This is a genomic window from Microcella alkalica, from assembly GCF_014595885.1.
GTDB classification, from domain to species: Bacteria; Actinomycetota; Actinomycetes; order Actinomycetales; family Microbacteriaceae; genus Microcella; species Microcella alkaliphila_B.
Map to the genome: position 1 here is coordinate 364,407 of NZ_JABUKC010000002.1, position 13,246 is coordinate 377,652.

Here is a 13,246-nt window from a genome sequence, read left to right on the forward strand (position 1 = left end):
GCGGTCTAGGCCTCGGCCGTGAGACGGTCGGTCTCGTCGTGCCAGGCGAGCGCCGCCGCGCTGAGCTTCTCCTTGAAGCGCGAGGCGTGGTGCGCGCAGAACAGCAGCTCGCCCGTGGCGAGCGTCACGCGCACGTAGGCCTGAGCGCCGCAGCTGTCGCAGCGATCGGCCGCCGTGAGCGGCTTGGCGACGACGACCTCGGGGTTCTCGGTGGTGAGCTGGGTCATGACGGGTCCCTCCCTCTCGCGGTTCGTCGTGGCACCTTCTGTGCCTCTATTCGAACACACGCCGCCCGTGGATCGGTGCCACGGGCCTGCCATTTCGCTGAACGCGTAGGCCGCGGCGAACGCCGCGACGGCGAGGGCGCTGGAGGCTGGCGCGCCTGGTGAGCCGCGATCGCCGGCCGGTCTAGGCTGTCGGAGGCTCGTCGCCGAGCGAGCCGCAGCATCCCCCTTCACGACCCTCGCGAGGCGCTCACCCGTGGCCCAGTCCGACTACACCGCCCACCATCTCTCCGTGCTCGAGGGCCTCGAGGCCGTGCGCAAGCGGCCGGGCATGTACATCGGCTCGACCGACTCGCGCGGTCTCATGCACTGCCTGTGGGAGATCATCGACAACTCGGTCGACGAGGCGCTCGGCGGGCACGGCGACACGATCGAGGTGCTGCTGCATCGCGACGGCAGCGTCGAGGTGCGCGACCGCGCGCGCGGCATCCCCGTCGACATCGAGCCGAAGACCGGGCTCTCGGGCGTCGAGGTGGTCTTCACGAAGCTGCACGCGGGCGGCAAGTTCGGCTCGGGCTCGTACGCCGCCTCGGGCGGTCTGCACGGCGTCGGCGCCTCCGTCGTCAACGCGCTCTCCGAGCGCCTCGACGTCGAGGTCGACCGCGACGGGAAGACGTGGGCGATGTCGTTCCACCGGGGCGAGCCCGGCGTGTTCGCCGATGGGCCGGAGGGCCCTCGGCCCGACGCTCCTTTCACGCCGTTCATCAAGAACAGCGAGCTGCGCGTCGTCGGCAAGGTCGCCAAGGGTGTCACGGGCACGCGGATCCGCTACTGGGCCGACACCCAGATCTTCTCGCGCGGTGCGGCCTTCCAGACGGATGACCTGGTCGGCCGAGCGCGGCAGACCGCCTTCCTGGTGCCCGGCCTGGCGCTCTCGATCACCGACGAGCGCGGCGACGAGCCGGTCACCGAGTCCTTCCGCTACGACGGTGGCATCAGCGAGTTCGCCACCTTCCTCGCGCCTGACGCGGGGGTGACCGACGTGTGGCGCATCCAGGGCACCGGCACCTTCACCGAGACCGTGCCGGTGCTGCAGCCCAATGGTCACATGGTGCCGACCGAGCTCGAGCGCGAGTGCGTCGTCGACCTCGCGCTGCGCTGGGGGACGGGCTACGACACGGTCTTCCGCAGCTTCGTCAACATCATCGCCACGCCGAAGGGCGGCACGCACCAGGCGGGCTTCGAGCAGGGGCTGCTGAAGACGCTGCGCGCCGAGGTCGAGAAGAACGCGCGCCGGCTCAAGGCCGGCAGCGACAAGCTCGAGAAGGACGACGTGCTCGCCGGCCTCACCGCCGTGCTGACCGTGCGCCTGCCCGAACCGCAGTTCGAGGGTCAGACGAAGGAGGTGCTCGGCACCCCGGCCGCGCGGTCGATCGTGGCGAACGTCGTGAGCGCGGCGCTCAAGGAGCGCTTCGCGTCGACCAAGCGCGACGACAAGGCGCAGACCGCGCTGCTGCTGGACAAGGTGGTCGCCGAGATGAAGAGCCGCATCTCGGCGCGCGCCCACAAGGAGACCCAGCGGCGCAAGAACGCGCTGGAGTCGTCCTCGCTGCCGGCGAAGCTCGTTGACTGCCGCTCGAACGACGTCGCCAGCAGCGAGCTGTTCATCGTCGAGGGCGACAGCGCCCTCGGCACCGCGAAGCTCGCGCGCGACAGCGAGTTCCAGGCGCTGCTGCCGATCCGCGGCAAGATCCTCAACGTGCAGAAGGCATCTGTGGCCGACATGCTCGGCAACGCCGAGTGCGCGTCGATCATCCAGGTGATCGGCGCCGGCTCCGGCCGAAGCTTCGACCTCGAGCAGGCCCGCTACGGCAAGGTCATCATCATGAGCGACGCTGACGTCGACGGCGCGCACATCCGCACGCTGCTGCTGACGCTGTTCTTCCGCTACATGCGGCCGATGATCGACGAGGGCCGGGTCTTCGCCGCCGTGCCGCCGCTGCACCGGGTGGTCGTCGTCAACCCCGGCAGCAAGCCCAACGAAACGATCTACACGTACAGCGAGGCCGAGCTGCAGGGCGTGCTCGCGTCGCTCAAGAAGGCGGGCAAGCGCTACCAGGATCCGATCCAGCGCTACAAGGGCCTCGGCGAGATGGACGCTGACCAGCTCGCCGACACGACCATGAGCCGCCAGCACCGCACGCTGCGCCGGGTGCGCGTGAGCGACGCGGAGATGGCCTCCAACGTGTTCGAGCTGCTCATGGGCAACGACGTCGCCCCGCGCAAGGACTTCATCATCGCCGGGCAGGGCCTCGACCGCGACCGCATCGACGTCTGAGTCACGGCGCGACCGCGCGGATGCCCGTGGCCGCTGCTCGAGCGACGGCGCCTAGCTCAGGCGGGCGCCGACCGACCCGATCACGGCGTCGAGCGCCGTGCCCGAGCCGTCGCGCTTCGCCCCGCCCGCCGGCAGCGAGCGCGCCGAGCCGTCGGCGCCGACCGCGAGGGGCTCGGTGCCGACCCACGCCAGCTGCAGGGCATCCTCGCCCTTGAGGAAGGCGTGCGCGCGCACGCCGCCCGTCGCGCGCCCCTTGCCAGGGAACTCCGAGAAGGACGAGACCTTCGCGCGGCCAGGGTCGGTGCCGGCGATCGTGGCGGAGGAGCCGCTGACCGTGACGACCTCCGCGCTGGCGGGGTCGACGACTCCGAAGAACAGCACGCGGGCGCCCGCGCCGAGCTTGATGCCCGCCATGCCGCCCGCCGGCAGTCCCTGCGGGCGAACCTGGTCGGCGCCGAAGTGCAGCAGCTGCGCGTCGGAGGTCACGAAGACGAGCTCGCGGTCGTCCTCCGCCGGCGCCGCACCGACCACCTCGTCGCCCGCCTTGAGCGCGATGACCTCGCCGTCGGGCCGCGCCGGCCAGCCGCCCGGCGCGACGCGCTTGACAACGCCGTCCCGCGTGCCGAGGGCGAGCGGTGCGGGGGAGGAGGGGTCGACGATCGCGACGATGCGCTCCTTCGCGTCGGTGAGCCCGATGTAGTCGCGCAGCTTCGCGCCCGCGCCGAGCTGCAGCGAGTTCGCCGGCACGCCCGGCAGGCCGACCGGCGTGAACCGCACGAACCGGCCGCGAGAGGTGATCGCCGCGAGCTCGCCGCGGGTCGTGCCGTCGACGGCCGAGAGCACGGCGTCGTGCTTGCTGCGGCGCGCGGGGGGCAGGAGCGGGGCATCCGTCGAGAGGTCGACGCGCACGGCGCGACCGGTCGTCGACAGCAGGATGCGGCAGGGCGTGTCGGCGATCTCGAGCACGGGGGCAGCGGCACCCCGCCCGCGAGGCGCCGCGATCGAGGGGTTCGCCTCGGTGAGCAGCGTGCGGCGCGGCGTGCCGAAACGCTCGGCGACGGCGTCGAGCTCGTCGGCGACGACCGTGCGCACGCGCGCGGGGTCGGCCAGGAGTGCCTCGAGCGCCGCGATGTCGGCGAGCAGCTGGTCGCGCTCGGTCTCGAGCTCGAGACGGCTGAACTTGGTCAGCCGGCGCAGGCGCAGCTCGAGGATGTACTCGCTCTGCAGCTGGCTGAGATCGAAGACCTCCATGAGGCGGGTGCGCGCGGCATCGGCGTCGTCGGAGGAGCGGATGACCTGAATGACCTCGTCGATGTCGAGGATCGCGATGAGGAGGCCCTCGACCAGGTGCAGGCGCTCCTGCCGGCGCGCGAGCCGATAGCGGCTGCGGCGCGTCACGACCTCGATGCGGTGATCGACGTAGACCTGCAGCAGCTCACGGAGCCCGAGCGTCTGCGGGCGGCCCTCGACGAGCGCGACGGCGTTGATCGAGAAGCCGTCCTCCAGGGGCGTGTAGCGGTAGAGCTGCTCGAGCACCGCCTCGGGGCTGAACCCCGTCTTGATGCCGATGACGAGGCGCAGGCCGTTCTTGCGATCGGTGAGGTCGGTGACGTCGCTGATGCCGGCGAGCTTCTTCGACTGCACGCCGTCCTTGATCTTCTCGATGACCTTTTCGGGGCCGACGAGGTAGGGCAGCTCGGTGACGACGAGGCCGGTCTTGCGGGCGGTGATCGGCTCGATCGAGACCTTCGCCCGCGTCTTGAACGAGCCCCGGCCGGTCGCGTAGGCCTCCTTGATGCCGTCGAGGCCGATGATCGTGCCGCCGGTCGGCAGGTCGGGGCCCGGCACGTAGGCCATGAGCTCCTCGAGCGTGGCGCCGGGGTTCTCGATGAGGTGCCGAGCGGCGCCCGCGACCTCGATGAGGTTGTGCGGCGCCATGTTGGTGGCCATGCCGACCGCGATGCCGCTCGCCCCGTTCACGAGCAGGTTCGGGAAGGCCGCCGGCAGCACCGAGGGCTGCTGCAGCTGGTTGTCGTAATTCGGGATGAAGTCGACGACGTCCTCGTCGAGGTCCTCCACCATCGCGAGCGCCGCCGCTCGCATGCGCGCCTCCGTGTAGCGGGAGGCGGCCGGGCCGTCGTCGAGCGAGCCGAAGTTGCCGTGCCCGTCGACGAGCGGCACGCGCAGCGTGAACTCCTGGGCGAGGCGCACGAGCGCGTCGTAGATGGCGCCGTCGCCGTGCGGGTGCAGCTTGCCCATGACCTCGCCGACGACGCGCGCCGACTTCACGTGTCCGCGATCGGGGCGCAGGCCCATCTCGCTCATCATGTAGAGGATGCGGCGCTGCACGGGCTTCAGGCCGTCGCGCGCGTCGGGCAGGGCGCGCGAGTAGATGACGGAGTACGCGTACTCCAGGAACGACCCCTGCATCTCATCGGCGAGATCGACGTCGTCGATGCGTTCGCCGGGGGTGCTGTCGAGCTCGGGCTGGGGCGATCGGGGTGCAGGAGGGGGAGTCATAGGATGGCGCCCATGCTACCGGCGCCCCGACGCGACGCCCCGTCACTCGGGCACGTGTTGATCGGGTCGCTCGCGGCGCTGCGAGGCGAGGGGAACGCCCTCGAGCTGCCCCCGATGCGCAGCGCCGCGGTCATCCTCGTCGACGGCCTGGGGATGTCCGCCCTCCGCGCGCGGTCGGGCCACGCCCGCCGCCTCCTGGCCGCGATCGCGGGCAAGCGCGGCGCGATCGACGCGGGCTTCCCGACCACGACCGCCGCCGCGCTCGCCACGCTCACGACCGGGCTGCCGCCCGGGCAGCACGGGCTCGTCGGTTACACCGCGGTCGATCCGGAGGGGGACCGCGTCGTCAAGCTGCTGACGGGGTGGGATGCGGGCATGCGGCCCGAGACCTGGCAGCCGCACGGCACGGTGTTCGAGGCGGCCACGGCATCCGATGTCGACGCGGTCGTCGTGGGCGCGGAGCGGTACCGCGACACCGGCTTCACCGACGCCGTGCTGCGCGGGGCGCGGTTCATCGCCGAGGGCTCGATCGCCGAGCGCGTACGACTGACCGTCGAGCTGCTGCGCGCACCCGGCCGGTCGCTCGTGTACTGCTACATCCCCGAGCTCGATCAGGCGGGGCACGCGCACGGCAGCGAGTCGGCGGCCTGGCTCGAGCGGCTCGAGGAGCTCGACGCCGCCCTCGAGCCGCTCGGGCGACGACTGCCCGACGACGCTGGCGTGCTCCTGACGGCCGACCACGGCATGCTCGACGTGCCCGAGCGCTCGCGGCTGCTCATCGAGGCGAGCAGCCCGCTCTGGGACGGCGTGCGCCACGTCGCCGGCGAGCCGCGCTGCCTGCAGCTCGCGCTCGAGCCCGAGGCCGACCTCGACTCGGTGCTGGCCCGCTGGCGCGAAGCGGAGGCTCGGCGAGCCTGGGTGGTGTCGCGCGAGGAGGCGATCGCCGCCGACTGGTTCGGCGAGGTCGCACCGGCCGTGCTCCCGCGAATCGGTGACGTGCTCGTGGCCGCTCGCTCGCGCGTCGCCTACTACGACGAGCGCTCGGCGACGCCGCGCTCGCTGGCGATGGTCGGGCAGCACGGGTCGTTCGCGCAGGAGGAGACGCGCATCCCGCTCGCGCGATGGGGAGCCGCCGCGCGCTGACGCGGCTGCCGCTCGGTGTCGGTCAGGCCGGGTCGTCGTCCGGTCGCGCGCCGAAGACGATCTCATCCCAGCTCGGCATCGCCGCGCGACCGCGACGTGACGCCTTGGCCGGGGCTCCGTCGCTCGCGGCGGAGGTGCTGGCCGCGCTGAGCGGAGCGGGAGCGGCCGTGTCGAGGGCCTCCTCGGGCTCGCCAGCCGAGGCCGTGCCGAGGTCGAGGGGGATGTCGACGATGCGGATGCTGCCGGTCGAGGGGTGCGCGGCCTTCGCCGCCTCCAGGTCGTCACGGGGAGCGGCCTCGCGCTCACCGCGCCGACGTCGCAGTGCTTCGAGCAGGTCGGCGGTCTGGCTGATGTCGGCCGTGTCGGCGTCGTCACCGGCCGTGCGCACGCCCATGCGGTGATGGGGAAGCGCGGCGGGAGCGAGCGGGGCGCTCGGCACGCTGGCCGACGGCGCGGAGACGGCCGAGAGCGGCCCCACCGGGGCGTCGTCGGCGGCGTGGTCGTCGAGCAGGAAGGCGCCGCTGTCGAAGCGCGTGCGCTCCTCGCTCGCGTCGAGTGGCACGGCGCGCAGGCGGGGGATGAGCGTCGGCGGCGCCTCGCCTTGCTGCGAGAGCGACTGCGCCTCGTGGTTGGAGGGGATGAGCGTCGACTTCTTCGGGTCGAAGGTCCACCGGGCCTCGCGCTCGACCCCCGCGTCGAGGAACGACACCGTGACGATCCAGTGCAGGTCCGTCTTCCAGCTCGCCCACGTGACGTCGGTCGCGCTGAGCTCGCTCAGGCGCGAGTCGATGACGCCGCCGAAGGTGTGCGAGGCGACGCCGCTGCCGGTGTCGGCGGCGACGGCCACGGGCACGCTGCGCGCCGCGGTGACGACGTACTCGCGCTCGGCGATCACCGGCCCCTCGAAGCGCTGCACGTACTCCAGCGATTCGCCCGTGTCGGCGACGACCTCCGCGGCGGACCGCCCGGCGCGGATCATCGCCTGGATCTCGCGCGGGCTCACGCGGTGCGCGACCGGCGCCGCCGGCCGGTTCTGGCGCAGCGCCGTGTGCAGGGCCTCCGTGATGGGCACGCGGTAGCGGAGCCCGTCCTCGGAGACCACGATCAGGGCGCCGTTCTCGGCGCCGATGACGGTGAGTTCGTCCATGACCTGGCCCTCTCGATTCGCAACCGGTGGCCACAGTGTTCCACGCGGATGCGCCGGCGCCCGGGAATAGCGCGGGCGGGTCGCGAGTTGACGGCTCAGCACCCGCCGATCGGCACGAACAGGGTGGTTTGCGTTCATGGCGCTTGTCCTGCAAACTATCGCCGCCGAGCGCGGCCCCGAGGCACCATTCCCGACGAAACGAGCAGCATGGCTACCGACTACGACGCCCCCCGCAAGACGGACGAGGACACAGACTCGATCCAGGCTCTGCAGGAGCGCGTTCCCGACAAGATGTCGGGTGTCGTCGACGTCGATGACGCTGACAACCCCGGCTTCGAGCTCGCCGGCCAGGACCTCGCCGACCTCGACCTCGACGTCGTCGTGCTCCCGCCGCAGGCCGACGAGTTCACCTGTGTCAGCTGCTTCCTCGTGAAGCACCGCTCGCAGCTCGATCACGAGGAGAAGCTCGGCCCCGTCTGCCGGGAGTGCGCCGCCTAGATCGCGTCCTCCGTTCGTCGGCTCCCGCCGCATCCGATCACCCGGATGCGGCGGTTCCGCTCTTAAGGAGCCTCGGCCACCGGTCGCGCCGCCGCGATCGCGGCAGCCAGCTCCTCGGGGCGCCGCGTCGAGAGCAGCCAGTACGGCGTCGGATCGTCGGCGTCGAGGACGGGGATGCGCGCGACCGGGTCGACCCAGCCGCGCAGCAGCAGGTGCGCGCGCGCGTCGAGGCCCGGCCCCCGCTCGTGCCGCGCCTCCTCGCGCCGCGCGACGACCGCCGCGCCCACGAGCGCGAGCGGGATGCGCGCTCGGCCGGCGCGCAGCTCGCCCTCGACGACCTCGATCGTCGGGGCGGTGACCAGGAGCACCGCCACGCTGCCCGCGACGAGCACGATCGAGGTCGCGATGCCGGCCTCGATGCTGATCGGCGCAAAGACGAGCAGGGTCGCCGGAACGATGAGGGCGATGACGACGTACATCCAGGCGGCGGGCCAGAGGCGCTCGCGATAGCTCGGCATGGCTCCATTCGACCATGCACTAGCCTCGACGCGTGCCCGATACCGCTGACGTGCTCATCACCGGTGCGCACCTGCCGGTCTACGCGCACCCCGGTGACGCCGGCGCCGACCTCGTCGCCGCGGAGGCCGTGACGCTCGGTCCCGGGGAGCGCGCAACGATCGGCACGGGCACGGCCATCGCCCTTCCCGACGGCTTCGTCGCCTTCGTCATGCCGCGCAGCGGCCTCGCCGCGCGCCACGGCATAACGATCGTCAACGCGCCGGGCACCGTGGACGCCGGCTACCGCGGAGAGATCCGCGTGACGCTTCTCAACACCGACCGCGAGCGGGCGTTCGAAGTCGCCCCCGGCGATCGCATCGCGCAGCTCGTCATCCAGCCCGTTGTCCGCGCCCGTTTCGTGCCGGTCGAGTCGCTGCCCGGCTCGCATCGCGGCGAGGGGGGCTTCGGCTCGACGGGCTACCGTGGAGCGACCGCCACCACCGAAGGAGTCACCGCGTGAGCGATCCGATCACGACCGAGGGGCAGCTGCCCGACGACGCGAAGTCCGCGCCAGCCGACCGTGCGACCGCCGGCCCGCTCGACGAGAGCGAGGCGAACGCGGTCCGCCCGTACGTCGACCTCGGCGGCGTGAAGATCGTGCCTCGCCCCGACCTGCAGCTGCGGCTCGAGGTCGAGGAGGGCTCCAAGCGCGTCATCGCGGTCGGCATCGACTACGCGGGCTCGACCCTGCAGGTGCAGCCCTTCGCCGCCCCGCGCTCGAGCGGCCTGTGGCACGAGGTGCGAGCGCAGATCGTCGAGCAGATCCAGAAGCAGGGCGGTGAGACCACCGAGCGCGAGGGCGTCTTCGGGCCGGAGGTCGTCGCCCGCATCCCCGTCGTCGGCGGCGACGGCGGCTCGACCCGCATCGCGCGCTTCATCGGCGTCGACGGCCCTCGATGGTTCCTGCGCGGCGTCGTCGCCGGGCAGGGGGCGGTCGACGCGGCCGCCGCCGAGCAGATCGACGAGGTCTTCCGCAGCATCGTCGTGGTGCGCGGCTCGACGCCGATGCCGCCGCGCGACCTCATCCCGCTGCACGTGCCGGCCGGCGCCGCCCCGGGTGGCCCCGCCGCCGTGCCGCCCAGCACCGCGGTATGACCGAGCGCGGCCCGGCCGAGACGCCGCCCACGGACGACCGCGAGCAGCTGCGCGCCTCCCTCGCCGACGCCGCGCGTCGTTCGGGCTTCGGTCTCGTCCAGCCGGGGGAGCGGCCCACCGCCCACGCGCTGTGGGCCGCGGTGGGCGGTGTTCGCGGCCTCATCGAGTCGCTCCTGCCCGGGTTCCTCTTCCTCATCGTCTTCACGGTCACGCAGGAGGTCGCTCCCTCCGTGCTCGTGCCCGCGGGTGTCGCGGTGCTGTTCGTCGTGATCCGTGCCGTGACGCGCTCTCCGGTGATGCCGGCCGTGGTGGGCCTGGTCGGCATCGCGCTCTCCGCGGGGCTCGCCCTCGCGACCGGTCGTGCGGAGGAGAACTTCCTGCTCGGCTTCGTGATCAACGCGGTGTGGCTCGTGGCGCTGCTGGTGAGCCTGTTCGTGCGGCGCCCGCTCGTCGGCGTCATCGCGGGCCTGCTGACCGGCGACCGGGAGTGGCGCGCCGATCCCGCGAAGCGCACGGTGCTCACGGTCACGACCTGGCTCTGGATCGGCATGTTCGCGCTGCGCCTCGGCGTGCAGGTGCCGCTCTACCTCGCGGAGCAGGCGGCGGCCCTCGCGGCGACGAAGCTCGTCATGGGCGTGCCGCTCTACGCGGCCGTGCTCTGGGTGACCTGGCTCATGGTGCGCGCCGTGTACGCGCGACGCGCCGACTGACGCGACCGCACCGCGGCCTGCGGTGCTAGCATGAAGTATCTCGACGTCAAGATAAATCGGCGGCTTCCCGCCCGGTCGTCGAGCCTGGTCGGCCCGAGCCGCGATCACCGCGGCCGAGTAGGCTGACCGACGCGTGAAGCGGGGGATGCGCCCGGCGAGTTGCAGAGGAGACGGCGAAGTGTCCGCAGTGAACAGTTTCGATGCCATCGACACCTTGACGGTCGGTGACGAGCAGTACCAGGTCTTCCGCATCGACAAGGTTGCCGGCTACGAGAAGCTGCCGTTCAGCCTCAAGGTGCTGCTGGAGAACCTGCTCCGCACGGAGGACGGCGCCAACGTCACGGCCGACCAGATCCGCGCGCTCGGCGCATGGCAGCCCGAGGCCGAACCCGACACCGAGATCCAGTTCACGCCCGCCCGCGTGGTCATGCAGGACTTCACCGGCGTGCCCTGCATCGTCGACCTCGCGACCATGCGCGAGGCCGTGGCAGCCCTCGGCGGCGACCCGAATAAGATCAACCCGCTCGCTCCGGCCGAGCTCGTGATCGACCACTCGGTGATCGCCGACCTCTTCGGCTCGCCCGACGCCCTCGAGCGCAACGTCGAGATCGAGTACGAGCGCAACGGCGAGCGCTACCAGTTCCTGCGCTGGGGCCAGACCGCCTTCGACGACTTCAAGGTCGTGCCGCCCGGCACCGGCATCGTGCACCAGGTCAACATCGAGCACCTCGCCAAGGTCACCTACACCCGCACGGTCGACGGCGTGCTGCGCGCCTACCCCGACACCTGCGTCGGCACCGATTCGCACACGACGATGGTCAACGGCCTCGGCGTGCTCGGCTGGGGCGTCGGCGGCATCGAGGCCGAGGCCGCGATGCTCGGCCAGCCCGTGTCGATGCTCATCCCGAAGGTCGTGGGCTTCAAGCTCTCCGGCTCGATCCCGACCGGCGTCACCGCGACTGACGTCGTGCTGACGATCACCGACATGCTGCGCAAGCACGGCGTCGTGGGCAAGTTCGTCGAGTTCTACGGCGAGGGCGTCGCATCCGTGCCGCTCGCCAACCGCGCGACGATCGGCAACATGAGCCCGGAGTTCGGCTCGACCGCCGCGATGTTCCCCATCGACGACGTGACGCTCGACTACCTGCGCCTCACCGGCCGCAGCGAGCAGCAGGTCGCGCTCGTCGAGGCCTACTCGAAGCTGCAGAGCCTCTGGCACGACCCGAGCGTCGAGCCGGTCTTCAGCGAGTACATGGAGCTCGACCTCTCCACCGTCGTCCCCTCGATCGCCGGCCCCCGTCGCCCGCAGGACCGCATCGAGCTCACCTCGGCCAAGAGCGCCTTCGAGCAGGCCCTGGTCGACTACACGAGCCACGACCACTCCAAGGTTGACGCCGCCGTCGAGGCCACCTTCCCCGCCTCCGACCCGGTCGGCCTCACCCCGCAGGACGAGGAGTCGGCACACGCCCTCTCGCACCGCCACCGCTCGCACGCGCCGTCGACGGCCTCCGCGCCGATCGACGTCACGGTCGACGGCACCGAGTTCACGATCGACCACGGCGCGGTCACGATCGCGGCGATCACCTCCTGCACGAACACCTCCAACCCCTCGGTCATGCTCGCCGCCGGCCTACTCGCGCGGAACGCCGTGAAGAAGGGGCTGAAGGCCAAGCCCTGGGTCAAGACCACGCTCGCGCCCGGCTCGAAGGTCGTCACCGACTACTACGAAAAGGCCGGCCTCACCGATGACCTCGAGGCGCTCGGCTTCTACACCGTCGGCTACGGCTGCACGACCTGCATCGGCAACTCGGGCCCGCTCGCGGACGAGATCTCGGCCGCGATCGCCCAGAACGACCTCGCCGTGACCGCCGTGCTCTCGGGCAACCGCAACTTCGAGGGCCGCATCAACCCCGACGTGAAGATGAACTACCTCGCGAGCCCGCCGCTCGTGATCGCGTACGCCCTGGCCGGCTCGATGAACTTCGATTTCGAGAAGGATGCCCTGGGCACCGACAGCGAGGGCAACGAGGTCTTCCTCCGCGACATCTGGCCCGACGCGGCTGAGGTGCAGGCCACGATCGACTCGTCGATCGACACTGGCATGTTCGACGCTCAGTACTCCTCGGTCTTCGAGGGCGACGAGCGCTGGCGCTCGCTGCCCACGCCCGCCGGGGCGACGTTCGAGTGGGACGCCACGTCGACCTACGTGCGGAAGCCCCCGTACTTCGACGGCATGACGCTCGAGACCTCGCCGGTCACCGACATCGCGGGTGCTCGCGTGCTCGCGAAGCTCGGCGACTCGGTCACGACCGACCACATCAGCCCGGCCGGCTCGATCAAGGCGGACTCGCCCGCGGGCCAGTACCTCACCGAGCACGGCGTCGACCGGAAGGACTTCAACTCCTACGGCTCGCGTCGCGGCAACCACGAGGTGATGATCCGCGGCACCTTCGCGAACATCCGCCTGAAGAACCAGCTGCTCGACGGCGTCGAGGGCGGCTTCACGCGCGACTTCACGCAGGCCGAGGGCCCGCAGTCGTTCATCTACGACGCGAGCCAGCGCTACCAGGAGGCGGGCATCCCGCTCGTGATCTTCGCCGGCAAGGAGTACGGCTCGGGCTCGAGCCGCGACTGGGCGGCCAAGGGCACGAGCCTGCTGGGAGTGCGCGCGGTGATCGCGGAGAGCTTCGAGCGCATCCACCGCTCGAACCTCATCGGCATGGGCGTCGTGCCGCTGCAGTTCCCGGCCGGGCAGTCGGCCGAGAGCCTGGGGCTGGATGGCACCGAGTTCGTGACGATCTCGGGCATCACCGAGCTCAACGAGGGTCGCACGCCGAAGACGGTGCGCGTCACCGCGGAGCCGAGCGAGCACTCGCCCGCCGGGAAGCAGACGGTCGAGTTCGACGCCGTGGTGCGCATCGACACCCCCGGTGAGGCCGACTACTACCGCAACGGCGGCATCCTGCAGTACGTGCTGCGCAGCCTCGTCTAGGCATCGCGCAGGCCGTCTCGG

Annotated in this window: 11 protein-coding genes; 7 read left to right on the forward strand and 4 right to left on the reverse strand. The window is 71.6% G+C overall.

The window, feature by feature from the left end:
• Positions 1-5: 5 nt before the first annotated feature.
• Positions 6-227 (reverse strand): DUF7455 domain-containing protein, encoded by a 222-nt coding sequence (locus tag ID804_RS06200; RefSeq protein WP_169078138.1) that lies wholly within the window; start codon positions 225-227, stop codon positions 6-8.
• 253 nt (positions 228-480) lie between these two features.
• Between ID804_RS06200 and ID804_RS06205 the strand changes: the two genes are divergently transcribed.
• Complete coding sequence (locus ID804_RS06205) at positions 481-2,562, forward strand: DNA gyrase/topoisomerase IV subunit B (RefSeq protein WP_169078140.1); 2,082 nt, start codon at positions 481-483, stop codon at positions 2,560-2,562.
• A 51-nt stretch (positions 2,563-2,613) separates the two neighbouring features.
• Here the strand turns inward: ID804_RS06205 and ID804_RS06210 are convergent, their stop codons facing one another.
• Complete coding sequence (locus ID804_RS06210; RefSeq protein ID WP_169078142.1) at positions 2,614-5,082, reverse strand: DNA gyrase/topoisomerase IV subunit A; 2,469 nt, start codon at positions 5,080-5,082, stop codon at positions 2,614-2,616.
• 12 nt (positions 5,083-5,094) lie between these two features.
• Between ID804_RS06210 and ID804_RS06215 the strand changes: the two genes are divergently transcribed.
• Positions 5,095-6,225 (forward strand): alkaline phosphatase family protein, encoded by a 1,131-nt coding sequence (locus tag ID804_RS06215; protein ID WP_223158988.1) that lies wholly within the window; start codon positions 5,095-5,097, stop codon positions 6,223-6,225.
• Between the two features lie 22 nt (positions 6,226-6,247).
• On the opposite strand, the gene sepH is transcribed toward ID804_RS06215, so the two are convergent.
• On the reverse strand, positions 6,248-7,372 hold the full coding sequence (gene sepH, locus ID804_RS06220; protein ID WP_169078146.1) for a septation protein SepH: 1,125 nt from the start codon (positions 7,370-7,372) through the stop codon (positions 6,248-6,250).
• A 207-nt stretch (positions 7,373-7,579) separates the two neighbouring features.
• Between sepH and ID804_RS06225 the strand changes: the two genes are divergently transcribed.
• On the forward strand, positions 7,580-7,870 hold the full coding sequence (locus tag ID804_RS06225) for a DUF4193 domain-containing protein (protein ID WP_169078148.1): 291 nt from the start codon (positions 7,580-7,582) through the stop codon (positions 7,868-7,870).
• A 62-nt stretch (positions 7,871-7,932) separates the two neighbouring features.
• On the opposite strand, the gene ID804_RS06230 is transcribed toward ID804_RS06225, so the two are convergent.
• Positions 7,933-8,388 (reverse strand): DUF3093 domain-containing protein, encoded by a 456-nt coding sequence (locus ID804_RS06230; RefSeq protein ID WP_169078150.1) that lies wholly within the window; start codon positions 8,386-8,388, stop codon positions 7,933-7,935.
• A gap of 32 nt (positions 8,389-8,420) precedes the next feature.
• On the opposite strand from ID804_RS06230, the gene dut reads away from it, so the two are divergent.
• The 4 genes from dut to ID804_RS06250 all read left to right on the forward strand — a co-directional run bounded on the left by dut (position 8,421) and on the right by ID804_RS06250 (position 13,225).
• A complete protein-coding gene (dut, locus tag ID804_RS06235) occupies positions 8,421-8,888 on the forward strand; it encodes a dUTP diphosphatase (protein WP_169078152.1) in 468 nt (155 codons plus the stop codon).
• Positions 8,885-9,523, forward strand: coding sequence for a DUF3710 domain-containing protein (locus tag ID804_RS06240; protein ID WP_169078155.1), 639 nt, complete (start codon positions 8,885-8,887; stop codon positions 9,521-9,523). The genes dut and ID804_RS06240 overlap by 4 nt, the downstream gene beginning before the upstream one ends.
• On the forward strand, positions 9,520-10,233 hold the full coding sequence (locus ID804_RS06245; protein WP_169078157.1) for a DUF3159 domain-containing protein: 714 nt from the start codon (positions 9,520-9,522) through the stop codon (positions 10,231-10,233). Before ID804_RS06240 ends, ID804_RS06245 begins: the two co-directional genes overlap by 4 nt.
• A 178-nt stretch (positions 10,234-10,411) precedes the next feature.
• Positions 10,412-13,225 (forward strand): aconitate hydratase, encoded by a 2,814-nt coding sequence (locus ID804_RS06250; protein WP_169078159.1) that lies wholly within the window; start codon positions 10,412-10,414, stop codon positions 13,223-13,225.
• Positions 13,226-13,246 lie beyond the last annotated feature (21 nt).

What these genes read in the sequence shown, in the direction of transcription:
- ID804_RS06200 (WP_169078138.1), bottom strand. Translation starts at nt 227, where the DNA reads ATGACCCAGCTCACCACCGAGAACCCCGAGGTCGTCGTCGCCAAGCCG.
- ID804_RS06210 (WP_169078142.1), bottom strand. Translation starts at nt 5,082, where the DNA reads ATGACTCCCCCTCCTGCACCCCGATCGCCCCAGCCCGAGCTCGACAGC.
- ID804_RS06215 (WP_223158988.1), top strand. Translation starts at nt 5,095, where the DNA reads ATGCTACCGGCGCCCCGACGCGACGCCCCGTCACTCGGGCACGTGTTG.
- sepH (WP_169078146.1), bottom strand. Translation starts at nt 7,372, where the DNA reads ATGGACGAACTCACCGTCATCGGCGCCGAGAACGGCGCCCTGATCGTG.
- ID804_RS06225 (WP_169078148.1), top strand. Translation starts at nt 7,580, where the DNA reads ATGGCTACCGACTACGACGCCCCCCGCAAGACGGACGAGGACACAGAC.
- ID804_RS06230 (WP_169078150.1), bottom strand. Translation starts at nt 8,388, where the DNA reads ATGCCGAGCTATCGCGAGCGCCTCTGGCCCGCCGCCTGGATGTACGTC.
- ID804_RS06245 (WP_169078157.1), top strand. Translation starts at nt 9,520, where the DNA reads ATGACCGAGCGCGGCCCGGCCGAGACGCCGCCCACGGACGACCGCGAG.